This window comes from Streptomyces sp. NPDC031225 (assembly GCF_055570355.1).
This window is the reverse complement of the sequence record NZ_JBVIHJ010000019.1, coordinates 179,887-205,048: the sequence shown is the minus strand read 5'-3', so window position 1 is coordinate 205,048 and position 25,162 is coordinate 179,887. Positions and strand designations below refer to the sequence as shown.

The following is a 25,162-nucleotide window of genomic DNA, read 5'->3' as shown; positions in this document are numbered from 1 at the left end:
CCCCCCTCCCCCCCCCCCCCCCCCCCCCCCCCCCCCCCCCCCCCCCCCCCCCCCCCCCCCCCCCCCCCCCCCCCCCCCCCCCCCCCCCCCCCCCCGGCTCAACGAGCATGAGGCAAAGAGATTCCACCATGCACAGCGACATGACCCGACGGATCAGAGAACAGCTGGACAGCGGCTTCTCAGCTGCGTCCGCGCTCGGCGAGGAGATCCGGCATCGGGTGTCGTCCGAGGACTTCGAGTGGGCGGCGCTGCTGGGCGCGGAGCTCGCCCGGCGGGCGGCCCAGGAGGGCGAGGAGTCACCTGAACACGTCTTTCTGCTCGACCGGTTGCAGACGGCTCTTGCCACCACGGCGGGCCCACAGAGCCTGCGCGCTCTGATGCGCCTGCCGAGCAGTCTGCAGGCCGCGGAGTCGGCCCAGACCAGGGCTGAGCGGCGCCTTGCCCAGATGGTGGCGCTGGGGCATCGGCCTTCGGACATCGTCCTGGTCGTCTACGGCGAGCAGCTCGGCACCGCATCGTCGGACGAGTTCAAGGCCTGTCTGCTGCAAGAACTGGTCCTCAAAGGCGTCGCAGTCACGGAGTACTCCCCTCTGCGGTCCTTCGGCGGAGCGCTCGTGACGCAGGAGCATCCGCTCGCGTCCCTGCCGCTCCACCTGCTGCCGGCGGAGCGTGCGCTGCGCAGGCCGACGCACGCCCCGCACGACTGGACGTGGACCCTGCCCCCGGCGGCGGTGGAGAGGCACAGCGACCGACCCGAACTCCGTGTCTCGCCGGAGATGCGCCGGCACAGTGCCGCGGTCGATCCGGTGGAGATCACCGTGCCGGAGGTGGCCGAGGCCATGAGCGCCGCGGTGCGGCACTGGCTCGAGGAATCCAACGGCATGGTCGCCGCGCAGGAGTTCTGGTGTGGGTCCCCCGTCCCACCGGACGACTTCGCAGCCGTCTTCGAGCGGCTGCCCCTCACCGCATGGCCGACGGGACAGACCAGGGCCCCGCTGTACCCGGCCGGCTCCGACAGGGTGCTGCAGGTGCTGCTCACCGCGGCGGTGCGCAGCCCCGCCTACGGCAACGGCATGTTCGGCGCGTACGGGCGGCTCGCCGCCTGGCGCTCCCTCGGCGGTCTGGTCGGCGCCGCCCCGGACGCGCCGGTCGATCACACGGCCATGCTGGTCGAACAGGCCCACTGGTTCATCGCCGAACCCTCGTCGGACTGGTTCCACCACGTGGCCTGGGACCTCGCCGTGGCCGCCTTGCTGCCGGGCGGGCAGGAGATCACGGTCCTCACCGCCACGGACACCGACTGACTCCAGCAGCACCCGTCGACGCCGGTGGCGACCGTACGGGTCGTGACCCCGCTGGCGGTCCCGCCGGGCGCGTCGCACGGGTGGCCCAGGAGGCGGCGGTCCGGGGAAGGACAGCTGTCGCCGACGCGGTCGGTGCGCTTGTCCCCGAGGCTTCGTCAACGGCCCGATGCGCACGGCCGGTTCACCGTGCCGGCGGCCCCAGGCCCGAGTCCGGTCCGCCGGGGTCGCGGCACGTCCGGGGCAGTACGCCGAGTGCGTCCCGGATACCGGTGAGGAGACCTCCGGTGTCCCGGTCCGGCCGCGCGCCCGAGGCTCAAGCGCCGAACAGCGGCCCAGGGGTCCGCCCGGTCATCAGTCCCGCGAGGGCGGCCCGCGACGAGACGCCGGTCTTGCGGTAGATCCGGGAGACGTGGGTCTCGACCGTGCGGCGGCTCAGGCACAGCCGGTCGGCGATCGCCGGACTGGTGAGGCCCTCGGTGACGAGGTCGGCGATCTCCCGTTCACGGGCGGTGAGTTCGGCGAGGCGCCGTTCGGGGCCGTCGGCGGCGTCGGCCACCGCGGGGCGGATCGCCTCGGCCAGCCCGGTCAGCATCCCGCAGCCCCCGGCGACGGCGATCCGCTGCCCACGGTGCCAGGCGGCCGTTCCGCGCTGCGCGGTGTCCGGGTCCGCCGCCGGCAGGGACGCGCCGAGGAGCAGGGAGAAGGCCTCCCAGAACGATGCTCCGCTGCGGGCGCTCTCGTCGGCCGCCGCCATGAACAGGTCCGCCGCCGCCGGGCCATCTCCCAGGGCGAGGTGGATGTGCGCCGCACTGCGTATGGCCGAGGCGCGCTGTACGGGCAGGTCGAGCCCGTCGGCCTCCTCCCCGGCCCGCGCGGCCCACTCCTTCGCCGTGGCCAGGTCGCCCGTGGCGACGGCGGCGGTCACGAGGATCTCCAGGAACAGCGGACGCATCGACGGCTGCAGCCGCCGCAGTCCGGGACCGCCGGCGCGCATCATGGCGTCTCTCGCACGGGCCGGGTCGCCGGTGGTGAGCGCCGCGTAGCCGAGCGTGCACCAGGCGATGGACGCCCACCAGCCGGTGCTCAGTCCTGCCGCGGTCACCGCCTCCTCCGCGGTGGACAGTGGCCGTGGATCGCCGGGCGGGCAGGCGTCCACCAGGACGTGGGCCTTGGTACCGAGGACGAAGGCGAGCAGTTCGTCGCTGCCGATACCGCGGGCGATGTCCTCGGCCTCGTCGGCCAGTTCGCACGCCGACGTGAGCCGGCAGGTCTGGATGCGCACGTGTGCCTTGCAGAGCAGCAGATGAGGAAGGAGGTGGAGCTGTCCGGTGCGGCGGGCCACGGCCAGGCCCCGGTCGGCGTGCCGCTCGGCGTCGGCGAAGCGCTCCAGGAACGCCTCGGCCCAGCCGAGCCGGGCCAGCGGTTCGCACAGGCCGGTGAGGTCGCCGTCCGGCAGTGCGTCCACGAGGTCGGCGGCCCGGCGGGCCAGGTCGGCCGCCGCGGCCGTGTCCCCCTCGTACGCCTCTCCCAGCGCGCCGACGGCCAGCGCACCCGCGACGCCCGCCTCGTCCCCGAGGGAGCGGGCCACCTCCAGGGTGCGTGTCACGGTGGAGCGCACCGTCGGGTACGCGGTGGCGTGCGGCGCCGAGGAGCCCAGTTCCAGTCCCAGCGCCACCCGGTCGGCGGGCGACGGCGCCGGGTCGGTGCGGTCCAGCTCGCGGCGGAGCAGGGCCACGGCCTCCGTGTAGCGCCCCAGATGGCGTTCGACGACGGCGCACAGCACGACGGCGGACACCCTGGACCCGGTCCCGTCGCCCGGGTCGGGCAGCGCGATCACCTGGTGCAACAGGTCGCGGCTCTCCCGGAGTTGCCCGCAGGAGCTCAGCGCCCGGGCGCGCAGCAGCATCAACTCGGCTCTCGTGCAGGAGTGTTCCGGCGTGTGCGGAAGGTGCCGGAGCACCACCGACAGCCAGTGCGCGCAGCTCGCGGGCGCGGTGTGGAGGGCCTGTTCGGCGGCCTCGGTCAGTACGGCCGCCGCCTGCGGGTCCCAGCCGGACAGTGACCGCTCGGCGTGATGCGCCCGCTCGGCCGGCGGGGCGCCTGCCCTGGCGAGTTCGGCGGCGGCCAGCCGGTGGATCTCGGTGCGCAGCCAGGGTTCGGCTCGGTCGTGGACGAGGCCGCGCAGTACGGGATGGCGCAGCGCGAGGCGTCCGTGCTCGCCGGTACGCACCAGGTCACGACGGGTCAACACCCCCAGGTCCGCGGCCAGTTCGGTCCCTCCACGGCCGGTGACAGCGCCGAGCAGGGCGGTGGTGGCGTGGTCGCCCAGCACGGCCACCGCTTCGACGAGCCTGAGCTGTGCGGGCGTCAGCGGGGTCAGCTCGTCGAGCAGCAGCGCGTCGAGCCCGGTGGTGGACAGCCGGCTGATCGATGCGCCCTCGCGGCGGGCCTGGAGCAGGGTCAGCAGGTACAGCGGGTTGCCCTCGCTCGCAGCGTAGAGCCGTACGGCCTCGTCGCGGGCCAGGTCGGCGGTGACCAGCTCGACGCACTCCCGTTCGCCGAGCGGCCCGAGAACCGTCCGCCGTACCGCGCCGGTGTCCGCGCCGCGGGTGAGGGTCGCGGCGAGCGGGGCCGGGCTCTGCCGGTCGCGGCGGGCGAGGGCAAGCAGGACGCGGGCGCGCACGGGGTGCCGTACGAGGTGGTCGAGGAGTTCCAGGGAGGCGTCGTCCGCCCAGTGCATGTCGTCCAGCACGACGACCAGCGGGGCGGCCGCGGCGTGAGTCAGCAGGGCGGCGGTGGCCCGGTGCAGGCCGAAGCGGTCCGCGCGGCGCGGAGTGCCGCTGAGCACCGGCGCGACGTCGGCGGCCGCCGGGAAGGACTCCACGACGCCGGGGGCGAGGTCGGTGAAGGCGTCGGTGAACGGCTGGAACGGGATGTGGTGTTCGTACTCCGTCGCCCGGCCGTGCAGCACGGTCATCCCGCGCCGCGTCGCCCGCAGACACAGCTCACGCACCAGCCGGCTCTTGCCGATGCCGGCCTCACCGCTCACGTCGAGCACCGCCGGACGGCCGGCCGCGTCCCCCGTCAGGTCGGCCAACAGCTGGTCGAGCCGCCCGAGTTCCGCCTCCCTGCCGATCAACCGGGTCCGTTCCATCGGCATGCCCCCATATCCCTCCACGCCAGGTGATTCCCCCTGTGCATCCTGTCGTACGCCACCGACAGCCTGCGAAGTGTCCGTGATCACGATCTCAGCGGAAGAAAGTACGCAACCGCCCTGCACAACAGCACGGTCGGCGGGACCCGATGCACGCGGAACAGCCAAGTGCCGGGCAGCACAAGGCTGTTGCCGCATCGGGACGCTTCCGGGGACCACGGGGAGGACAGATGCTGATCGCCACCGCAGCAGGGCTCTGTGCCAGGCGACCGTCGAGAACCGCACACTCCTCTTCGCCGGCGGGGACGGACCGGGCACCTCCGCGCACAACCCCTTCACCGGCGAGCACGCCGGCGAACTGGGCACGGGCCTGGCCGACCACCCGACGAACCACTGCATCCTCATCATGACGGACGCTTACGGCGTGTCCCCCGCAATCCACTCCACCGGTCCCCCTGTGGGGAGCCCGCCGTACCGCTGTCCCCGCTGGCGGCGGACCGTGCGAGGCCCGTCATGTCCGGCCGGCCGGCGAGCCCGGAGGCGGGGGTCGAACTGGTGACCACACGCGACTGAGGTTCCCGGGCGGGGCGGGTGGGGCATCATCGACTTCCCTTCCCCCACTCAGACTTCAGGGAGCCCCCACATGCTCCGCGGCATCGATGTCAGCGCCTACCAGTCCTCGTCGTTCGACACGGACGGTCTCTCCTTCGTCTTCGTCAAGGCGACGGAGGGGCGCTCCTACGTCAACCCGAAACTCTCGGCCCAGACCAAGCACGGCCGCGACGCCGGCCTGGTCGTCGGCTTCTACCACTTCCTGTGGCCCGGCAACCTCACCGCGCAGGCCGAGTACTTCGTGAAGCACGCCCCCGAGAAGGCGGGTGACATCCTCGCCGTGGACTGGGAGACGACCGGGGAGGGCACCCACGCGTCCAACGCGGAGAAGGACGCCTTCATCCGCAAGCTGAAGCAGCTCCGCCCGAACAACCGGGTCGTCCTCTACACGAACAGGAACTACTGGCTGACGGTCGACACGACGTCGTACGCCGGCGACGGTCTGTGGATCGCCGACTACGTCACCGCGGGCAAGCCCCGCATCAAGGCCAAGTGGCGCTTCCACCAGTACACCGACGACCCCCTGGACAAGAACGTCGCCGACTTCGCGAGCAAGGCGGCGCTGCGCACCTGGGCGGCCATCGACTGACCCCTTCCCGACGGCCACCGCTCATATAGGCTCTGACCTGCGGCGAAGTGCTCGTCGCGGAGGAGTGGGGAGCTTCTTTCATGCGTGGGACGGTTGCCGCGGTCAGCAGGAACGAGACGTACTCCTTCACCAAGCCGAACCGGGAGAGCGTCACGCTGCTCGCCGGTTTCGGGGTGGAGGGGGACGTCCACGGCGGGGCGACGGTGAAGCACCGTTTCCGGATGGCGAAGGATCCTTCGCAGCCCAATCTCCGCCAGGTGCACCTCATACACGAGGAGCTGTTCGAGGAGGTGCGGCGGGCCGGCTTCGAGGTGACGGCCGGACAGCTCGGGGAGAACGTCACCACCCGGGGCCTCGATCTGCTCTCCCTGCCCCGGGGTACGCGGTTGCGGCTCGGGGAGACGGCCGTCGTCGAGGTCACCGGGCTGCGGAACCCGTGTGCGCAGATCGACGGGTTCCGCAAAGGGCTGCTCAAGCAGGTCGTCGGGCGGGACGAGGACGGCCGGGCGCGGTTCAGGTCCGGGATCATGAGCGTCGTCGCGGTCGGGGGCGTGGTGCGGCCCGGGGACCCCGTCCTCGTCGAGCTGCCTGCCGGGCCGCATCACCCACTGGACATCGTCTGAGGGCACGCCGGACTGCCTGCGCCGTGCCCCCGGGGGGGCGTCGGGCGCAGGCGGTGCTCCTCGTTCCCCCCGCTCCGGGTCCGGTCGACGCCGCCGCGCGCTCGTGTGCCCTATCCCCCGAACTGCGCCGTACGCTCCCGGCTCGCCTCCGCCAGCGCCTTGGTGACCCCCTCGACCCCGGCACGCAGCCCGTACACCGGCGTGTCCGGCTGCTGGCGCCAGGACTCGTCGAGGCCGCCCGCGTCGGCGGTGTCGAAACCGAGGTCGTCGATGAGGGACCGCACCTTGTCCTTGGCCGGCCCGTCGTCGCCCGCGACCGGAAGGGCGATGCGCTCGGGGTCGCCGGCCGGGCGCGGGCGGTCCAGGATGTCCTGGGCGAACGTGCCGTTGAAGGCCTTGATCACCGGATGCCCGATGTGCTGTGCCGTCCAGCGGCTCTCGGTGAGGCCCTCGTCCAGGATCGCCGCGATCCTGCCGTCCCGCTGCGGGTAGTAGTTGCCGGTGTCGATGACGGCAACCCCCTCGGACGCCCCGGCGAGGAGATCCGACGGGAGGTCCGGGATCGCCTTGAGCGGGATCGTGACGACCACGACCTCCGCACCGCGCGCCGCCTCCTCGACGGTGACCGGCGTCGCGCCCGTCTCCTCGGCCAGTTCCGAGAGCGTCTGCGGGCCACGGGAGTTGGCCACGGCTACCTCGTGACCGAGGGCGGTGAGACGCCGGGTGAGGTTGCCGCCGATGTTGCCCGCGCCGATGATGCCGATCTTCATGACAGACCCTTCCTCGGTTGTTGCACACGCATACGCTTGTATCGCAACAACCTCGCCCCTGAGCGCCCTATTCCGACACCGCGGCACTCGGGTGAAGCCCTCGGGGTCAGCGCCGGAGCGGGCACATCCCCCTTGCTCAGCCGGCTCGGCGCTCGCCTCCGGCACCTGCGACGGTCCGGTCCTGGAGCGGCGCGAGGGCCGCTGGGCCGTACGGCTGTGTGGCCGGGCGTGACGAAGGGGCGCCCCTCCGCTGTCGGACGGGCGCCCCTTTCGCGGGCCTCACTTGTTCAGGAACGCCCAGAACTCGTCGAACGACAGGAGCTTGTCGCCGTTCAGGTCACGGCTCTTGATGATCGCCTCGGCGACCGACTCGGTGACGTTCCAGTCGCCGCCCTGGGCGAGAGCGGTCTTGAACTCGGCGGGCGTGATGAGGCCGTCGCCGTCCCCGTCGATCCGGTCGAACTGCTTGCGTGCTTCCTCGATGTCCGCCACCGATCCGCCCCTCTTCTTCGTGCCTTGCCGTCTTGCTGACGGAGGTCAGATTAACCGCCCGTCCCGGCGTGCTGCGCATCGACCGCCGGGCGGGACCCGGGGGCCGCCCCTGGCGGAGTCCCGCAGGTCTGCGAGGGTTGACCTTCCGGAGGACGCAGACACGAGGAGAGCCGTGACGGAGACCTTGCGGGACATTCTCGACGCTGCGGCCCGGGGTGTCTTCCCGCCCGCGGACGGCGGCACGACGGTGGTGCCGCAGATGTGCGACCGGGACGCGGGAGTCCTGGCCTTCACGGCGCACTCGGTCGTCTTCACGGACGAGGACCCCGACTGGGTCCACGCCACGCTGCGGGGCCTGGACTGCGACCCGCTGGCCGCGACGATGAACCCGGTGTTCCTGGCCGCCTTCATCGCGCGGACGGGCCGCAGGTCCGAGACGGTCGACGCGATGCTGGTGGGCGACCCGCTGCCGGGTGAGCCGCCGCTCGCGCTGAAGGAGATCGAGAACGCCGGGCATCCGCGGATCGTGTACGCCCGGCGGCGCCGCGACGACGTGCGCGCCTGGACGACGGAGGGCGGGGTGCTGGTGACGGGCCGCGGGATCGCCGGCCGTCTGGAGGTCTCCGTCGAGGTCGACGAGGACACCCGGCACCGGGGCCTGGGCCGGACCCTGGTGACCGCGGCACGCCACCTCGTCGCGGAACCGCTGTGGGCACAGGTCACCCCGGGGAACGCCCGCAGCATGCGGGCGTTCCAGGCGGCGGGCTACCGGCCCGTGGGCGCCGAGGCGGTGCTGCTCAGCGCCCGGGCAAGCTCGTAGGACGGGCTGCTCTCGCAGTCACTCATGATCTCGGCCCTGGTCCGCTCGTCGACCGGGCGGACCTCGATGGCGTACTGCCCGGTGGCGGCGTGTCAACCGACCTGACGTCAGCGGAAGATGCCGGTGTGTCCCAGCGAGTAGCGTCCCGGCTGCGGGTACACCGCGAGTCCGTGCGGACCGCGGCCGACCTTGACGCGGGCCAGCTGGGCGCCGGTGCGGGTGTCGATGGCGTACACCTCGGAGTTGTAACGGCCCGACAGCCACAGGACCTTGCCGTCGGCCGAGACGCCGCCCATGTCGGGGCTGCCGCCGTCGGGCAGGTGCCACTTCTTGGTGAGCCTGTTCCGGGTGAAGTCGAAGACGGAGACGGTCCCTTCACCCCGGTTGGAGACGTACATCTCGCGGGAGTCACGGCTGATGTAGAGGCCGTGCGTGCCCTTCCCTGTGGGCAGCAGGGTCGGCTCGGTGAACCTGTCGCCGTCCAGGACCCACATGCCGTCGGCCATCATGTCCGCGATGTAGAACCGCTTCCCGTCCGGCGAGATCTTGACGTCCTGCGGCATGGCCCCGCGGAAGGGCAGTTTCAGCTGCCCGATGACCTTCATCTTCTCGGTGTCGACCTTCAGCAGCTCGCCGCTGAACTCGCAGGACACGATGAAGTACCTCCCGTCCAGGGAGAAGTCGGCGTGGTTGACGCCGTAGCAGCTGACCGGTTCGGTCTTGATCGCCTTCATGGTGTGCGGGTCGCGGAAGACGAGTTCACGGTCGAGGGAGGCCATCACGACGGCGTACTTGCCGTTGGGCGTGAAGTAGAGGTTGTACGGGTCGTGCACCTCGACCGGTCTGCCCGCCCTCCCGGTGCTCGGGTCGATGGGGGTGAGGGTGTGGCCGCGGTCGTTGTTGACCCACAGCGTCTTCATGTCCCAGGAGGGCACGACGTGTTGGGGCTGGCGGCCAACCCGGATCGTCTCGATGACCTCGTACGTCTTCGGGTCGATCACGGAGACCGTGTCGGACTCGGTGTTGGGCACGTACACCCGGGACGGGAAGTCCTTGACCACCGGTGACAGCCTGTTCGGGCGGTCGGCCGCGTACACGTCGTGCGGGTCGAGCACGGGTGGCATCCCCGGCAGCCCCTGGACCGGCTTCCTCACCGGTCTCACGGGTTTCACCTGTTTCACCGGGGCGGGGGCGGCCGCCTTGGTGCCGTGGTCCTCGTTCGCCCCGTGCCTGGTCTCGGTACCGCAGGCGGCGAGGGCGACGAACGCGGCGCCCGCGATCAGGGCGCTCTTCACGAGGTTGCGCCGCATGAGGTGGCGCTGCACGAGGTGGCGCTGCACGAGGTCGCGCTGCACGAGGTCGCGCTTCATCGGAGTGGGGGGCATCAGCTGAACAGCTCCGTGGTGGTCACCGCGGCCAGGCCGCGCCGGTCGAGTTCTTCCAGTACGACGGGGAGGGCGGCGACCGTGTCGTCGTAGCCGAAGTGCAGGCTCACCACGGATCCTCCGCGGATCTCGGCGAGGACCTTGCGGGCGACGGCGTCGGCGCCGGGCGAGGTGAAGTCGAGGGAGTCGACGTCGTAGGAGAGGACGTGCGGATAGCCGGCCTCCCGGGCCACCCGCGTGACGAGGGGGGAGGCGGTGGGTGTGCGGGAGGGCCGGAACCAGGTCCCGATCGACCCGGTGAGCCGCCGCAGCCGTTCGGCGCAGCCGGTGATCTCCTGCCGGGCCCCGGCTTCGGGCAGGGAGTTGATGTCGACGTGGTGGAGGGTGTGGTTGCCGAGGTCGTGTCCGCCGTCGAGGATGCGGCGGGCGAGGCCGGGGTGCTCGTCCAGCCAGGTCCCGACGGCGAGGACGGTGACGCGGGCGTGATGCCGTTCGGCCTCGGCGAGCAGGGCGCGGGCGATGGCGGGGTCGCCCTGGCCGTGGAAGGTGAGGGCGACGCGGGGGTGGGTGCGGGGTCCGTGGGTGAGCTGGGAGGGGCTGCCGGGATAGCGGCGAGGGCCAGGGGCGGCGGACGGGCGGCTGGAGGGCGCGGGATGCGCGACGGCGCCGGTGGCGGAACATCCGGCGGCGAACGCACCTCCGGCGACAAGCCCCGCACCGGCACGCAGCGCTGTGCGGCGGTCGGTCGTGGTCACCCGCCCCATTTAAGGGCTCTCGTCCCGGATATCGGCCGATTGACCCACTCAGGGGCGCGGGTCTGTATCCCTGTGCGGCTCCGCCGCGTGGACGCGCACGCGTACCCGTCTGCCGCGCGGACGCGAACCCCTCCCCGTTGACCGGTGGACCGGTTGACCGCGTGGGGGCGACCGACTAGTTGACCGGTTGACCGCGTGGGGGCGACCGACTACCTGTCGGCCACCCGCATCTCGAACCAGGTGGTCTTTCCGCGCGGCAGCAGATCCACACCCCAGCGATCGGAGAGCTTGTCCACGAGGAACAGCCCTCGTCCGCTGATGTCCATCTCCTGCACCGGCATCAGACAGGGCAGTCCGCGCGACGGGTCACGGACCTCTATCCGGATCCACCCCCGGCGCCGCCGCATCCGCAGCCCGAAAACCCGTGCCCCGGTGTGCCGGACCGCGTTCCCGACGAGTTCGGACACGAGTAAGACGGCATCCTCGGTCATCTTGGGAGTCAGTCCCCACTGACGGAGAACGATCACCTGCGTCAACCGCCGTGCGGCTGCTGCCGACTCCGGTCTGGACGGCAGCGGAACCTCCGCTTCCGTGGGGTTTCCGAACAGTTCGAGCGCCTTCAGTGCGTGCTCGTCCTCGACCGCCGGAGACCAGCGCGCCGTCGTCGCACGACCGTCTCCCCGCGGCTGTTCGAAGTCCTCCAGCCCCGCCATGCCCCCATCATGGCCGCAGGCGGCGTCCTCCGGGGCCGTTCCTGACGAATACGCCCCCCGGAATGCGTCGCTCCGAGAAGGCCGATCGGCATATGCCAGCGGCACTTCGATGCCGTCAACAGCCTCTCTGACCTGCGGCGGATGCTCACTCGGAGGCAATCGACGGACTCCCTCGACAAGGCAGACTTAAGGGTTCCTTAAGGCTCCCATAAACCGCCCCATCGAGGGACCCGGATCAGACATCGCGTCAATTGCAAGCGGTTCAGAGGAATTTCGCCTTACCGGGGCCCTCGTCGACGAAGCTCTTCATACCCCGCTCGCGGTCCTCCGTGGCGAACAGACCGGCGAACCAGTTCCGTTCCACCGCGAGACCCGTCTCGATGTCGGTCTCCAGGCCCGTGTCGATCGACTCCTTCGCCGCGCGCAGCGCGATCGCCGGTCCCTGCGCGAGCTTCGCCGCCCAGGCGTGCGCCTCGGTGTACACCTCGTCGGCGGGGACGACCCGGTCCACCAGGCCGAGCGTCAGCGCCTCGTCGGCCTTGACCATGCGCCCCGTGAAGATCAGGTCCTTCGCCTTGGACGGCCCGACCAGCCGGGCCAGCCGCTGGGTGCCTCCCGCGCCGGGGATCAGACCGAGCAGGATCTCGGGCTGCCCCAGCTTGGCGTTGTCCGCGGCGATCCGGAAGTCGGCGCACAGCGCGAGTTCGCAGCCGCCGCCGAGCGCGTAGCCGGTGATCGCCGCGACGACCGGCTTGGGGATGCGGGCCACAGCCGTGAACGACTCCTGAAGCGCACGGGAGCGCAGGACCATGGCGCTGTGGTCCATGTTCTGCATCTCCTTGATGTCCGCCCCGGCCGCGAACACCTTCTCCCCGCCGTACACGATCACGGCCCGCACGTCCTCGCGCCGGGTCGCCTCCTCGGCGAGCTCCTTCAGCCGGTCCTGGGTGGCCACGTCCAGCGCGTTCATGGGCGGGCGGTCGAGACGGATGGTGCCGACACCTTCGACGACTTCGAGATTCACGGTCATGCCAGCAGGTTAACGGGGACTAACGGCGACGGATCGGTGCGGTCGCTCACATCCGGCCGGGGGTCTGGGGGTTGCCCCCAGACAGACACAGCACGGGGACCAACGGCGACAGGTCGGTGCGGTCGCTCACATCCGGCCGGGGCTCCGGGGGCCGCCCCCAGACAGACACAGCACGGGGACCAACGGCGGCGGCCCCGGTGCAGTACCTCGCACCGGGGCCGCCGATCGTCGTAATCGTAAGAACTACGCCTTCCACTTCTCCCACGACATGTTCCAGCCGTTGAGGCCGTTGTCCGCGGCGACCGTCGCGTCGTCGGAGTTCCTGACGACGACCACGTCGCCGATCATCGAGTGGTTGAAGAACCAGGCGGCCGGCGCGTCGCCGTCGTAACCGCCCTTGACGTCGCGCAGGCCCACGCAGCCGTGGCTGGCGTTGTAGTTGCCGAAGGCGTCGCCGCCCCAGTAGTTGCCGTGGATGAAGGTGCCGGAGTCGGTGAGGCGCTCGGCGTGCGGGACGTCCTTGATGTCGTACTCGCCGCCGTAGCCGACGGTCTCACCGTTCATGCGGGTCACGGCGAGCTTCTCGCTGATGACCATCTGGCCGTTCCAGGTGTCGTAGCCGGGCTTGCCGGTGGTGACCTTGATGGTCTTGATGGTCTTGCCGTCCTGGGTGACCTTCATCGTGTGCTTCTTGGCGTCCACGACGGAGACCTGGTTGCGGCCGACGGTGAAGGAGACCGTCTTGTCCTGCTTGCCGTAGACGCCGGAGCGGCCCTCGACGCCGTCGAGGTTGAGGTCGACGGTGACCTTGGTGCCTTCCTTCCAGTACTGCTCGGGACGGAAGTCCAGGCGGTCGTTGCCGAACCAGTGGCCCTCGACGTCGACGGCGGGTGAGGTCTTGACCGTGATGGCCTTCTCGACGTCCGCGGGGCTGGTGATCCCCCGGGTGAAGCGGATGGAGAACGGCATCCCGACCCCGACCGTCGAGCCGTCCTCCGGCGTGAACGTGCCGGTGAAGGTGTTCTTCGGGGTCAGCGTGGTGAAGCTGGAGTCCTCGGCCGCCGTACGGCCCTTGGAGTCCTTCGCGACCGCGTGCACCAGGTACCTGGTGCCGGAGGCGAGGTGGACGGACGGCGCCCAGGAGGCGCCGTCGGCGGCTATCTCCCCCGAGACCGCGGCACCCTTGCTGTCCTTGACCTCGACCTCGGTCAGCTTGCCCTTCGTGGCACCGACCTTCAGCACGCCGCTGGTGTCGACGGACTTCGCGCCGTCCTTCGGGGCGATGGAGACGACCGCCTCCGACTGCTTGGTCTCGGCGGCGGAAGAATCACCCTGCTCCGCCTTGGCGTCACCGGAACCAGAACCGGACCCGGAATTTCCGCCTCCACATGCGGTGACGGCCAGCAGCAGAACGCCGAGTATCAGCGCCAACAGCCCCTTGGCACCGCGCCTTTGCGCGTCAACCGACGCCCCCGATATCGGTCGCACGTTCAAGTCGTTCTCCCCTCGAAGGGCCTGGTCAGGCCCGCTCCCCCGCGCGTTCTACGCACGCGTTGGCGAATATTAACCGGAGAGATTTGAGCATCGTGTGAGCCCAAGGTCACCGTTCAGTCCCAACTTCAACGGAACGTTGGACCCACCCACCCCCCTGCCGGGTTACTTTCCCGCACCGCCCGCCTTCCATTGCTTCCAGCTCATATTCCAGCCCCCGAGGCCATTGTCGGGAGCGACCTGTTTGTCATTGCTGTGGACGACCTCGACGACGTCACCGATGAGACTGCGGTCGAAGAACCAGCCCGCGGGCGTGTCCGAACTGCCGCCCTTCACATCCCTGAGACCCACACAGCCGTGGCTGACATTGACCCTGCCGGGGGCGTCCGGCGCCCAGTAGTTGCCGTGCAGGAAGGTGCCCGAGTCGGTCAGGCGCAGGGCGTGCGGGACGTCCGGGATGTCGTACTCGCCGCCGAATCCGACCGTGCGGCTGTTCATGCGGGTCACTTCGAGCATCTCGCTGACGACCATCTTGCCGTTGTACGTGGTCGTCTTCGGGCCGCCGGCGGTGATCGGCACGGTGGCGAGCAGCTCGCCGTCCCGCCGGACCTGCATGGTGTGTTCCGCGGCGTCCACGAGGGAGACCTGGCTGCGGCCGACGGTGAAGGAGAAGGTCCTGTACTGGAGGCCGTAGACCCCGGACGCCCCTTCGACGTCACGGAGCCTGAGCGCGACCGTCACGCGCGTGCCGGGCTGCCAGTAGTGCTCGGGGCGGAAGTCGAGGCGGCCGTCGCCGAACCAGTGGGGACGGATCTCGACGGCCGGCTTCGAGGTGACGTGTACGGCGCGTTCGACGGCGGCGCGGTCCTCGATCTCCCGGTTGAACTCCAGGGAGACGATCATTCCGGTGCCGACGGTGGAGCGGTTCTCCGGGGTGACGTAGCCGATGAAGCGCTTGTCGGGGACGTAGGTGGTGAAGGTCGTGTGCCGGGCCGAGCGGCGCCCGTGGCCGTCGAGGGCGACGACGTCGACCGTGTACTTGGCGGCCAGCGCGAGCTGTGCCTCGTCGGGTTCCCAGCGCAGGCCGTCGTCGGAGATGCGCCCCGGCACCGGGGAGTCCTGCGCGTCCTGGGACTTGACGACGCTGACCGACTCCAGGCGCCCGCTGGGCACCCGGACCCGCAGTCTCTCCTCGGGCGGCACGCCCTTGGTGCCGTCGTCGGGGGCCACCCGGATGACGTCCTCGGGCGCGGGGGGTTTCCCGAAGCCCCCGACCCCGCCGATCCCACCACCCCCGTCCGAAGAGCAGCCGGCCAGTAGTCCTGCCCATGCCATTGCGGCCACCAGAGCAACCCCCGCGCGCCGAGCGCGCCCATGTCGATGCTTCACGCCCGTTCAACGACGGCGCCCACCCGGGAGAAACGTGACCTTTGGGCCCTACGACCACGGGGACGCGCCCCTTTGGGGGCGCGGGGCTGTGTCCATATGCGGCTCCGCCGCGGGGCGCGACCAGCCCCCACGCACCCGCAGCCGCCCGACAACAGCCCCACCCTCCCCGTACCGCGCATCACACGGGGAAACGTGAGTGCGAGCCAAGGGTTGGGCAGAACAGTGGGGAGAACGACGTGAGAGGGTGCCGCGGCCGGGACACCGCGGTGCCCTTTCCCACCTCGTTCCACGAGCCGTGGGAGGCCGGGTGTCCAGCGCAGCCGAGCAGGAGGCGGTGACGGAAGCCGCTGAGGAGCGCCCCGCCGCGCTGGTGAACGGCGCGCGGCGGGGCGCGCCCCCCGTGCCCGTGTGGCCCGGTGCTCCGACGCCGCTGGGCGCCCGGTTCCGGGTCGGCCCGGACGGCGTGGCGGGGACCAACTTCGCGCTGTGGGCGGGCGGGGCCGAGGCGGTCGAGCTGTGCCTGTTCGACGCGGACGGCAAGGAGACCCGGGCCCGGCTCAGTGAGCTCACGCACGAGATCTGGCACGGCTTCGTGCCGGGGGTGATGCCCGGCCAGCGGTACGGCTACCGGGTGCACGGCCGCTGGGACCCGTGGACCGGCGGCCGCTGGAACCCGGCGAAGCTGCTCCTGGACCCGTACGCCCGCGCGGTGGACGGCGACTTCGGCCTGCCGCCCGAGGTGTACGGCCATGTCCGCGACTGGCCCCAGCAGCAGGTCGCGGACACCGTGCGCGACGACCGCGACTCGGCGCCGTACGTCCCGAAGGGCGTGGTCGTCCACGATGACGACGACTGGGCCGACGACCGCCGCCCGAAGACGCCGTGGGCGGACTCCGTCATCTACGAGCTGCACGTCCGCGGCTTCACCCGGCTGCACCCGGACATCCCCGAGGAACTCCGGGGCACGTACGCCGGGCTGGCGCACCCGGCCGCGATCGAGCACCTGGTGAAGCTCGGCGTCACGGCCGTGGAGCTGCTTCCCGTCCACCAGTTCGCGCACGAGGACCATCTGCTGCGGCGCGGCCTCAAGAACTACTGGGGCTACAACTCCATCGGCTACTTCGCGCCGCACGCCGCCTACGCCGCCTCCGGGACGACGGGCCAGCAGGTCGGCGAGTTCAAGCGCATGGTCCGCGCGCTGCACGCCGCCGGGATCGAGGTCATCCTCGACGTGGTCTACAACCACACCGCGGAGGCGGGCGAGCTGGGCCCCACGCTGTCGCTGAAGGGCATCGACAACCGGGGTTACTACCGCCTCCAGTCGGACGCCCGCCGATACGCGGACTACACCGGCTGCGGCAACACCCTGCACGTGGTCCAGCCCCACGTCCTGCGGCTGATCACCGACTCCCTGCGCTACTGGGTGACGGAGATGGGCGTCGACGGCTTCCGCTTCGACCTGGCCGCCGCGCTGGCCCGGTCGATGCACGACGTCGACATGCTGTCCCCGTTTCTGGCGGTCATCGCGCAGGACCCGGTGCTCCGGCGCGTGAAGCTGATCGCCGAGCCGTGGGACGTGGGCTCCGGGGGCTACCAGGTGGGCGCCTTCCCGCCCCTGTGGACGGAGTGGAACGACCGCTACCGCAATGCCGTACGCGACTTCTGGCGGGGCGCGCTCCCGGACGTACGAGACCTCGGTTACCGCCTCTCCGGCTCCAGCGACCTGTACGCGTGGGGCGGGCGGCGGCCGTACGCGTCGGTCAACTTCATCACCGCGCACGACGGTTTCACCCTGCGCGACCTGGTGTCCTACGAGCGCAAGCACAACGAGGCGAACGGCGAGGGCAACCGGGACGGCACGGACGACAACCGGGCGTGGAACTGCGGGACGGAGGGGGAGACGGACGACGAGCGCGTACGGGCGCTCAGGCGGCGGCAGTTGCGGAACCTGCTGACCACGCTGCTGCTGTCCACGGGCGTGCCGATGCTGGTCGCCGGTGACGAACTCGGCCGCACCCAGGGCGGCAGCAACAACGCCTACTGCCAGGACAACGAGATCAGCTGGCTCGACTGGGGGCTGCTCGAACAGCCCGGCTGGAAGGCCCTGTTCGACCTGACCTCCCGGCTGATCTCACTGCGCCACCGGCACCCGGTGCTGCGCCGCCGCGCCTTCTTCTCGGGGCGGGCGGACTCGGTGGACGGCATCCGCGACCTCGCCTGGTTCACGGCCCGCGGCACGGAGATGACGGAACGGGACTGGTACGCGCCCGCCGCCACCCTCGGCATGTATCTGTCGGGCCGGGACATCCCCGGCCGGGACGAGCGCGGGGAGCCGATCGTCGACGACAGCTTCCTGGCCGTCCTGCACGCAGGCGACCGCCCGGCGCCCTTCCTGCTGCCGGGGCCGCCGTGGGCGGAACGGTACGAGGTGGTCGTCGACACGTCGAGCGAGGAACAGGCGCAGGCGCCGGGGGTGGTCCACCGGGCGGGAGCGTCGATCACGGTTCCGGCGCGGGCGGTGCTGTTGCTGAGGGTGGTCGGCTGAGGGGGTCACCGGTCCCTGAACACTCGCTGCGTCGCCGCCTAGCCGAGGATCCCCCGCTGGTATCCGGTCGCGACGGCCGCCGCGCGGTCCTTGACGCCCAACTTGGCGTACAGGTGGGTGAGATGGGTCTTCACGGTCGCCTCGCTGATGAACAGCTCGCGGGCGATCTCGCGGTTGGAGGTGCCCTTGGCGACCAGGGCCAGCACCTCGCGCTCCCGGGCGGACAGGGGCTCGCCCGGAGGGGACTTGGGGGCGCGGACCGCGGAGACCAGTCGTGAGGCGACCGCCGGGGACAGGACGGTACGGCCCTCCGCCGCCGCCCGTACCGCGGTGAACAGTTCGTCGCGCGGGGCGTCCTTGAGCAGGTAGCCGGTGGCGCCCGCCTCGATCGCGGGCAGTGTGTCGGAGTCGGTGTCGTACGTGGTCAGGACGAGCACCTGCGCGCGGGCGGAGCGGCGGGTCAGTTCCCGGATGGCGTCGACCCCGCCGCCGCCCGGCATGCGCAGGTCCATGAGGATCACGTCGGGGTCGAGCGCGCCGGCCCGTTCGACCGCCTCGACGCCGTCGGACGCCTCACCGAGCACGGTGAAGCCGGGCGCGGATTCGAACATGCCGCGCAGACCGTCCCGTACGACGGGATGGTCGTCGACGATCAGCAGGGAGATCGGCACGTCACTGGTCATGTCGGACCAACGGTACGCGAGCCGACAGGGCGGTGCCGTGTCCCGGTTCGGTCTCCACTGTGAGGGAGCCCGCGATGCGTTCGGCGCGGGCGCGCATGCCGTCGAGGCCGAAGCCGCCGCTGCGGGTGCGGGGCGCGAGGGCGAGGGGGTCGAAGCCGACGCCGTCGTCGCGGATGTCGAGGATGACCTCGTCGCCCAGGAAGGTCAGGGTGACGCCGACGCGGCCGGCCCGGGCGTGCCGGGCGGCGTTCGAGAGGGCTTCCTGGGCGATCCGCAGGAGCGTCGCGGAGACCTCGTCGTGGAGTTGCTGCGCGACGCCGGTGACCGTGAACTCGGCGCGTACGCCGGTGCGTTCGCCCCAGTCGGCGACCGTCTGCTTCAGGGCTTCGGGGAGTCCGGCGTCGTCCAGGGCGACCGGGGCGAGGTTGTGGACCGAGCGGCGGGCCTCGCCCAGGCTGTGCCGGGCCAGGTCCATGGCCCGGTGGGCGTGCTCGCGGGCCAGGACCTCGTCGGGCGTGTTCGCGACGACCTGGAGCTGGGCGATGATGCCGGTCAGGCCCTGGGCGAGGGTGTCGTGGATCTCGGCGGCGAGCCGGCGGCGCTCGTCGGCGACCCCGGCTTCCCTTGCCTGGAGGAGGAGTTGGGCGTGGAGGGCGGCGTTCTCGTCGAGCGCCTGCTGCAGCGCCTCGATGGTCTCGGTGCGTTCCCGGGAGCGCTGCTCCTCCTGTTCGGTGATGTGGGCGACCACCGTCTGGAGGCCGAAGTTGGCGGCCAGCAGCGCGGCGAACCCGAGCCACTGGGCCGTGCTCCCGGGCATCAGTCCGCCGGCCTGCGCGCCCGCCACGGTGACCGCGCTCGCGAACAGTCCGAGGCGCCGCCACATGCCGGGGATCAGCTCGTCGGCGTCCATGTAGCCGGCGGCGGCGTAGAACGCGAAGAACGGGTTGAGCCAGGTGAGGACGAAGGCGATCGCCCAGCGGACCGCGTAGTAGGCGGTCCCGGCCCGGGAGGGGCTGCGTCCGCGCCTGACGCGGCGGTACCGGGTGCCGTGCCACCACATCTGGAGGCCGATCGCGGCGGCGACCAGGGCCCCGACGAGGTACCAGTCGACGGGGCCGTCCATGAGTCCCGCGGAGACCACCGCGAGGACGACACCGGTGCCCAGGAGCCCGTACGGCCCCCAGACGTGCAGCCGCTCCCAGTAGCGGTCGATCCTGGCGTCCGACGCGTTCATCTCCCCAGTCTGCACGGCCCCTCCCCTACTCCCAGCGGAACCAGCGCGAAGCCGCGGCTGTCAGCAGCACCGTCCAGGCGACGAGGACGCCCAGGTGGGTCCAGCCGGGCCAGTGGCCGGCCGCGGCCCGGTTCAGGGCCTCGGCGGCCGCGCCGAAGGGCGTGTAACCGACGATCCGGGCGAGGAGGTCCGGCATGGTCTGCACCGGCGCCCACACGCCCGCGCAGAACATCGACGGGAAGAACACGGCGGATCCGATGGCACCGGCGATCTTCGTCGTCCGGGACAGGGCGGAGATCACCGCGCCGAGCGCGAGGGCGGCCAGGACGGCGAGGACCAGGGCGAGCAGGTATCCGGAGAACTGCTCGGGCAGTCGTACGTCGAAGGCGAACCGGCCGACGGCGAGGGCGAGCAGCGCGGACGCCAGGGCGGCACCGCCGTAGACGGTCATCTGAGCGGAGAGCAGGGCGGAGGGCCGGACCGGGGTCGTGGCCATACGGCGCAGGATGCCGCGCTCGCGGTAGCCGGTGAGGGTCTGCGGCATGGACTGGAGGCCGCCCACGATCATGCCGAGGAGCACCGCCACGGGGACGTAGACGTCGATGGTCCTGAGGCCGCCGAGGTCGGCGTCGTGGTGCCGGAAGGACGGGATCGAGCCGAGGATCACCAGCAGCAGGGTCGGGAACAGCAGGATCCAGAAGAGGGCGCCGGGTTCGCGGCGGAAGAGACGGACTTCGGTCCTCAGTACGGCGGTGTTCATGCCGTGGCCTCCTGGGTCAGGTCGAGGAAGGCGTCGTCGAGGGTGGCGTCGACGACGCGGAGCTGGTGGGCGGTGACGTGCCGGCGGGCGAGCAGGGTGATCACGGCGTTCACGGTCTCGTCGGTGCCGGACAGGGTGAGGCGGCCGTCCCTGTCCTCGATCGAGGCGAGCGCGGGCAGCGCGTTCAGGTCGTGCGCGTCGAGCGGCGCGGAGGGCGTGAAGCTGATGACGGTGGCGCCCGCCGAGCGGTGGATGAGGCCGGCCGGGGTGTCCAGGGCGGCGATGCGGCCCTTGTCGATGACGGCGATCCGGTCGCAGAGCCGTTGTGCCTCCTCCATGAAGTGGGTGACGAGCAGGACGGTGACGCCGTTCGCGCGGACGTCCTCGATGAGCTCCCAGGTGTCGCGGCGGGCGCGCGGGTCGAGACCGGTCGTCAGCTCGTCCAGGACGACGACCCGGGGGTTGCCGACCAGGGCCAGCGCGATGAACAGGCGCTGTTTCTGGCCACCGGAGAGCTTGCCGAACCGGGTGGTGAGCTTCGGGGTCAGCCCGAGCCGCTCGGCGAGCGGCCGCCAGTCGAGGGGCTTGTCGTGGAACGCGGTGTACAGCTCCAGGGCCTCGCGGACGGTGAGCTTGGCCTGGAGTTCGCTCTCCTGGAGCTGGGCACCCAGGACGCGGGCCACACGCGCGTGGTCGGCGACGGGGTCGAGGCCGGTGACCCGGACCCGGCCCGCGTCGGGGAGCCGCAGGCCCTCCACGCATTCGACGGTGGTGGTCTTGCCGGCGCCGTTCGGGCCGAGGATCCCGAAGATCTCGCCCTCCTCGACGGTGAAGGAGATCCCGTCGACGACGGTCCGGCCGCCGTAGGACTTGGTCAGTTCGCTGACTTCGATGACGGACATGGCCCCAGCGTCCCGGTGCGGGGCCCGCCGCCACATCGCCCGTCGCGCTCGACCCGGCATCAACCGATCGGCGGACGGGCCCCTACGACTCCCCGCGGATCTTCCTGTCCGGCCCCTCGAACGTGCAGGTCGTAGGTCCGGCGGCCAATTGCGGTCCGGCCAAAACTCGGTGGGCGTTGTCAGTGCCGGTCCGTAGGCTCGCTGCTGATGTCCACGACACGTGCAACCACCAAGGACCGGTCGGCCGTAAGGACCCTGCTGCGCCTGTGGCCGTATGTCCGGCCCGTCCGCGCGCGGCTGTTCACGGCCGCGTCCGTCGCGATCCTGGCTTCCTGTACGGGGCTGGTGATCCCGCTCGTCCTGAAGTGGATGGTGGACGGCCCGATCGCCGACCACGACACGGCGGGCGTGTGGCGCGGGGCCCTGTACCTGCTGCTGCTCGGCTTCGCGGAGGCACTGCTGTTCGGACTGCGGCGATGGCTGGTGGCGAGACCGCTCTCCCACGTGGAGGCGGAGATGCGGGCGGGCCTGTACCGGCACCTCCAGCGCCTCCCGGTGGCCTTCCACGACCGCTGGGCGTCCGGTCAGCTCCTGTCCCGGGGCACGACGGACCTCATGCTCCTGCGCATGTTCCTCGCCTTCCCGCTGACGTTCCTGCTGGTCAACGCCGTGACCATCACCGTCGGCGTGATCATCATGCTGCTCCAGGACTGGGCCCTGGGCCTGGTGATCCTCGGTCCGGCCATCCCGGTGGTGATCACCTGCGTGATCTTCGAGAGGCGCTACGCCGGTGTGGCACGCCTCGCCCAGGACCAGGTCGGCGACCTCACGACGGTCGTCGAGGAGAGCGTCCTCGGCATCCGGATCATCAAGGGTTTCGGCCGCCACCGGTCACAGGCGCGGGCGTTCCGGGAGCTGTCGGGAAAGCTGCGGGGCACCGAGCTGCGCAAGGCGAGCCTGCTGGCCACGATCTGGGGCGTCATCGTGACCCTCCCGGAGGTGGCGATCGGAGCGGCGCTGGTGCTGGGGTGCGTGCAGGTGGCGGACGGGGACCTGTCGGCGGGAACGCTGGTGGCGTTCCTGTCCACGGCCCTGGCACTGAGGTGGCCGGTGGACTCGATCGGCTTCCTGCTGGCGATGAGCCAGGAGGCGGCGACGGCGACGGAGCGCTATTTCGAGGCAATGGACGAAGTACCGGATCAGGAGACCTACGTAAGGGGCGCGGGGCTGTATCGATATGCGGCTCCGCCGCGGGGCGCGACCAGCCCCCACCGGCCCGCAGCCGACAGCGATGGCCTCCGGTTCCACAACGTCCGCTTCCGCTACCCCGACGCCCCCGAGGACTCCCCGCCCATCCTCGACCTGATCGACCTCCACATCCGGCCAGGCGAGTCCATGGCCCTCGTAGGCGCAACGGGCAGCGGCAAAACGACCCTCACCGCCCTCGTCCCCCGCCTCCACGAGATCACCTCCGGCCACATCACTCTGGACGGCGAGGACATCACCGCCATGCCCAGGGAGACGCTGCGCGCACTCGTCGCCGTGGCCTTCGAGGAACCCACCCTCTTCTCCACCAGCGTCGGCGACAACGTCCTGATGGGTGCGGACGAACAGGAACTGGACCGGGCCCTCTCCGTCGCCCAGGCCGACTTCGCCCACGCCCTTCCCCAGGGCACCGACACCCAGGTCGGCGAACAGGGCCTCAGCCTCTCCGGCGGCCAGCGCCAGCGCCTCGCCCTCGCACGAGCCGTGGTCGGCACCCCCCGTTTCCTCGTCCTGGACGACCCCCTGTCCGCCCTGGACGTCCACACGGAGGCCGCGGTGGAGGCGGCCCTGCGGGACGTCCTGGCGGACACCACCGCCCTGATCGTCGCGCACCGCCCCTCCACCGTGCAGCTCGCCGACCGGGTCGCCCTGCTGTCGGACGGCCGCATCACGGCCGTGGGCACCCACCACGAACTCCTGCGCACCAACGCCGAGTACGCCCACCTGATGTCCGGCGAGGACTCCAGGGAAGAGGAGAGCGCCCGATGACGGCCCCCACGACGTCCGCGCCCACCGCGGACGAGGAACCCGGCCTGTCCGGGCCGAAGGGCACCGACGACGCCTTCGACCGCGACGTCCTGCCCACTCCCCCGCGCGCCACGTCCCTCCTGCTGCGTTCGCTGCTCACCCCGATGAGGGCGCGCGTCGCCGTCACGACGCTTCTGCTGCTGTTCCAGCAGGCGGCCGTCCAGGCGGGCCCGCTGCTGGTGGCGTACGCGATCGACCACGCCGTCCCCGCGTTCCGGGACCACGACAACGGTCCGCTGATCGCGGTGGGCGTCGGCTATCTGCTGTGCGCGCTGGTCTCCGGCGGGCTCCAGTACGCGTTCATCCTGGTCTCCGCCCGCGTCAACCAGGACGTGCTGCTCGACCTGCGCGGCCGGATCTTCCGGCACGCCCAGGCGCTGAGCATCGACTTCCACGAGCGCTACACCTCGGGCCGGCTCATCTCCCGTTCGACGACGGACGTGGAGTCGCTGCGCGAACTGCTCAGCGAGGGCCTCCAGGAGCTCGTCACCGTCGTCCTCTCCTTCCTCTACATCTCCGCCCTGCTGCTCTGGCTGGATCTCGCCCTCGGTTCGGTCGCGGTGGCGTCCTTCGTGCCGCTGTACCTGCTCGTGCGGGGCTACCGGCGCCGTGCGGGCCGGGTGTACCGGAAGCGGTCGACCGCGATCGCCGCCGTGATCGTGAAGTTCGTGGAGACGATGAACGGCATCCGGCCGGTGCGGGCGTTCCGCCGGGAGGCCGCCAACGACGCCGACTTCGCCGTACTGAACAAGCGGCACGAGCGGGTCAACGGCGACGCGCTCCTGGAGATGGCCCGCTATGTCGTCGGGTCCCGGCTGGTCGCCAACACGGCCGTCGCGGGGATCGTGCTGTGGGGCGCCTACCGGGTGGCGCAGGGCTCGCTGGAGCTGGGCGTGCTGGCGGCGGCGGTGCTGTACCTGCGGCGGCTGTACGACCCGATCGACCGGCTCGGGATGTTCCTGAACTCCTACCAGTCGGCGGCGGCCTCCCTGGAGAAGATCGCGGGCCTGCTGGCCCAGACCCCGACCGTCCCGGAGCCCGTGACACCCCGGCAGCTCCCGGCACTCGAGTCGCAGCACCCGGGCCGCGAGGTCGTCTTCGACGGCGTGCGGTTCGCCTACCGCACCGGCGGCGAGGTGCTCCCCCGCTTCGATCTGACGCTGCCCGCCGGGCAGACGGTCGCGGTGGTCGGCTCGACCGGCGCCGGGAAGTCGACGCTCGCCAAGCTCCTCGCCCGCTTCTACGACCCCTCGGACGGCCGGGTCCTCCTGGACGGCACGGACCTGCGCGACCTCTCCGTGCCCGAACTGCGGCGCGGGGTCGTCATGGTGACGCAGGAGGCGTTCCTGTTCTCCGGCACGGTCGCCGACAACATCGCGATCGGCCGCCCGGACGCGAGCCGGGCTGAGGTCGAGCAGGCCGCGAAGGCGATCGGCGCGCACGACTTCATCAGCGCCCTGCCCGACGGCTACGACACGGACGTCCGCAAGCGGGGCGGCCGCATCTCCGCGGGTCAGCGCCAACTCGTCGCGTTCGCGCGGGCGTTGCTCGCCGACCCGGCGGTGCTGATCCTGGACGAGGCGACCAGTTCGCTCGACATCCCGGGCGAGCGGGCCGTGCAGCGCGCGATGGCGACGGTCCTGAAGGGCCGTACGGCCGTGGTGATCGCGCACCGGCTGTCGACCGTCGAGATCGCGGACCGGGTCCTGGTCATGGAGCACGGCAGGATCGTCGAGGACGGCACGCCGGCCGAACTCGTCGCGGGCACGGGCCGGTTCGCGGATCTGCACCGGGCGTGGCGGGACAGCCTCGCGTGACCGACGCACCCAACCAGGGGG

Annotated in this window: 20 protein-coding genes; 7 read left to right on the top strand and 13 right to left on the bottom strand. The window is 71.4% G+C overall.

Going from position 1 to position 25,162, the window contains the following annotated elements:
* Positions 1-128 precede the first annotated feature (128 nt).
* Positions 129-1,304 carry a DUF6183 family protein gene (locus ACZ48Z_RS29995; protein ID WP_468739004.1) on the top strand — a complete coding sequence of 392 codons (1,176 nt, stop codon included), beginning with the start codon at positions 129-131 and terminating at the stop codon, positions 1,302-1,304.
* Between the two features lie 313 nt (positions 1,305-1,617).
* On the opposite strand, the gene ACZ48Z_RS29990 is transcribed toward ACZ48Z_RS29995, so the two are convergent.
* Entirely contained in the window at positions 1,618-4,464 is a 2,847-nt protein-coding gene (locus tag ACZ48Z_RS29990; protein WP_468739003.1) for an ATP-binding protein, read from the bottom strand.
* 637 nt (positions 4,465-5,101) lie between these two features.
* Between ACZ48Z_RS29990 and ACZ48Z_RS29985 the strand changes: the two genes are divergently transcribed.
* The gene (locus tag ACZ48Z_RS29985) at positions 5,102-5,659 is read left to right on the top strand and encodes a glycoside hydrolase family 25 protein (RefSeq protein WP_468739002.1); all 558 of its coding nucleotides are present in this window, start codon (positions 5,102-5,104) and stop codon (positions 5,657-5,659) included.
* Between the two features lie 80 nt (positions 5,660-5,739).
* A complete protein-coding gene (locus tag ACZ48Z_RS29980) occupies positions 5,740-6,282 on the top strand; it encodes an MOSC domain-containing protein (protein ID WP_468739001.1) in 543 nt (180 codons plus the stop codon).
* A 110-nt stretch (positions 6,283-6,392) separates the two neighbouring features.
* Here ACZ48Z_RS29980 and ACZ48Z_RS29975 read toward each other — a convergent pair whose 3' ends face one another.
* Positions 6,393-7,094: an NADPH-dependent F420 reductase gene (locus ACZ48Z_RS29975; RefSeq protein ID WP_468739014.1), complete on the bottom strand. Its 702-nt coding sequence runs from the start codon at positions 7,092-7,094 to the stop codon at positions 6,393-6,395.
* 237 nt (positions 7,095-7,331) lie between these two features.
* Complete coding sequence (locus tag ACZ48Z_RS29970; RefSeq protein ID WP_468739000.1) at positions 7,332-7,544, bottom strand: EF-hand domain-containing protein; 213 nt, start codon at positions 7,542-7,544, stop codon at positions 7,332-7,334.
* 172 nt (positions 7,545-7,716) lie between these two features.
* On the opposite strand from ACZ48Z_RS29970, the gene ACZ48Z_RS29965 reads away from it, so the two are divergent.
* On the top strand, positions 7,717-8,364 hold the full coding sequence (locus ACZ48Z_RS29965; RefSeq protein ID WP_468738999.1) for a GNAT family N-acetyltransferase: 648 nt from the start codon (positions 7,717-7,719) through the stop codon (positions 8,362-8,364).
* 107 nt (positions 8,365-8,471) lie between these two features.
* On the opposite strand, the gene ACZ48Z_RS29960 is transcribed toward ACZ48Z_RS29965, so the two are convergent.
* The 6 genes from ACZ48Z_RS29960 to ACZ48Z_RS29935 all read right to left on the bottom strand — a co-directional run bounded on the left by ACZ48Z_RS29960 (position 8,472) and on the right by ACZ48Z_RS29935 (position 15,127).
* Complete coding sequence (locus tag ACZ48Z_RS29960) at positions 8,472-9,674, bottom strand: YVTN family beta-propeller repeat protein (protein WP_468739013.1); 1,203 nt, start codon at positions 9,672-9,674, stop codon at positions 8,472-8,474.
* A gap of 74 nt (positions 9,675-9,748) precedes the next feature.
* Positions 9,749-10,513 carry a polysaccharide deacetylase family protein gene (locus tag ACZ48Z_RS29955; RefSeq protein ID WP_468738998.1) on the bottom strand — a complete coding sequence of 255 codons (765 nt, stop codon included), beginning with the start codon at positions 10,511-10,513 and terminating at the stop codon, positions 9,749-9,751.
* Positions 10,514-10,713: 200 nt separating this feature from the next.
* Positions 10,714-11,217, bottom strand: coding sequence for an ATP-binding protein (locus ACZ48Z_RS29950; protein ID WP_468738997.1), 504 nt, complete (start codon positions 11,215-11,217; stop codon positions 10,714-10,716).
* A 262-nt stretch (positions 11,218-11,479) separates the two neighbouring features.
* Positions 11,480-12,247, bottom strand: coding sequence for an enoyl-CoA hydratase/isomerase family protein (locus tag ACZ48Z_RS29945; RefSeq protein ID WP_468738996.1), 768 nt, complete (start codon positions 12,245-12,247; stop codon positions 11,480-11,482).
* A gap of 243 nt (positions 12,248-12,490) precedes the next feature.
* The gene (locus ACZ48Z_RS29940; RefSeq protein ID WP_468738995.1) at positions 12,491-13,741 is read right to left on the bottom strand and encodes a L,D-transpeptidase; all 1,251 of its coding nucleotides are present in this window, start codon (positions 13,739-13,741) and stop codon (positions 12,491-12,493) included.
* A 162-nt stretch (positions 13,742-13,903) separates the two neighbouring features.
* Entirely contained in the window at positions 13,904-15,127 is a 1,224-nt protein-coding gene (locus ACZ48Z_RS29935) for a L,D-transpeptidase (protein ID WP_468738994.1), read from the bottom strand.
* A gap of 307 nt (positions 15,128-15,434) precedes the next feature.
* Between ACZ48Z_RS29935 and glgX the strand changes: the two genes are divergently transcribed.
* Positions 15,435-17,672, top strand: a complete 2,238-nt coding sequence (gene glgX / locus ACZ48Z_RS29930) for a glycogen debranching protein GlgX (RefSeq protein ID WP_468738993.1) — start codon at positions 15,435-15,437, stop codon at positions 17,670-17,672.
* A gap of 38 nt (positions 17,673-17,710) precedes the next feature.
* Here the strand turns inward: glgX and ACZ48Z_RS29925 are convergent, their stop codons facing one another.
* The 4 genes from ACZ48Z_RS29925 to ACZ48Z_RS29910 are packed head-to-tail and all read right to left on the bottom strand — an operon-like array spanning position 17,711 to position 21,251.
* Positions 17,711-18,355 (bottom strand): response regulator, encoded by a 645-nt coding sequence (locus ACZ48Z_RS29925; RefSeq protein ID WP_468738992.1) that lies wholly within the window; start codon positions 18,353-18,355, stop codon positions 17,711-17,713.
* Complete coding sequence (locus ACZ48Z_RS29920; RefSeq protein WP_468738991.1) at positions 18,345-19,589, bottom strand: sensor histidine kinase; 1,245 nt, start codon at positions 19,587-19,589, stop codon at positions 18,345-18,347. Before ACZ48Z_RS29920 ends, ACZ48Z_RS29925 begins: the two co-directional genes overlap by 11 nt.
* 25 nt (positions 19,590-19,614) lie before the next feature.
* Positions 19,615-20,349, bottom strand: a complete 735-nt coding sequence (locus ACZ48Z_RS29915; RefSeq protein WP_468738990.1) for an ABC transporter permease — start codon at positions 20,347-20,349, stop codon at positions 19,615-19,617.
* Positions 20,346-21,251, bottom strand: coding sequence for an ABC transporter ATP-binding protein (locus ACZ48Z_RS29910; RefSeq protein WP_468738989.1), 906 nt, complete (start codon positions 21,249-21,251; stop codon positions 20,346-20,348). The genes ACZ48Z_RS29915 and ACZ48Z_RS29910 overlap by 4 nt, the downstream gene beginning before the upstream one ends.
* Positions 21,252-21,458: 207 nt before the next feature.
* Between ACZ48Z_RS29910 and ACZ48Z_RS29905 the strand changes: the two genes are divergently transcribed.
* Positions 21,459-23,285: an ABC transporter ATP-binding protein gene (locus tag ACZ48Z_RS29905; RefSeq protein ID WP_468738988.1), complete on the top strand. Its 1,827-nt coding sequence runs from the start codon at positions 21,459-21,461 to the stop codon at positions 23,283-23,285.
* Positions 23,282-25,141, top strand: coding sequence for an ABC transporter ATP-binding protein (locus ACZ48Z_RS29900; RefSeq protein WP_468738987.1), 1,860 nt, complete (start codon positions 23,282-23,284; stop codon positions 25,139-25,141). Before ACZ48Z_RS29905 ends, ACZ48Z_RS29900 begins: the two co-directional genes overlap by 4 nt.
* Positions 25,142-25,162: the final 21 nt, after the last annotated feature.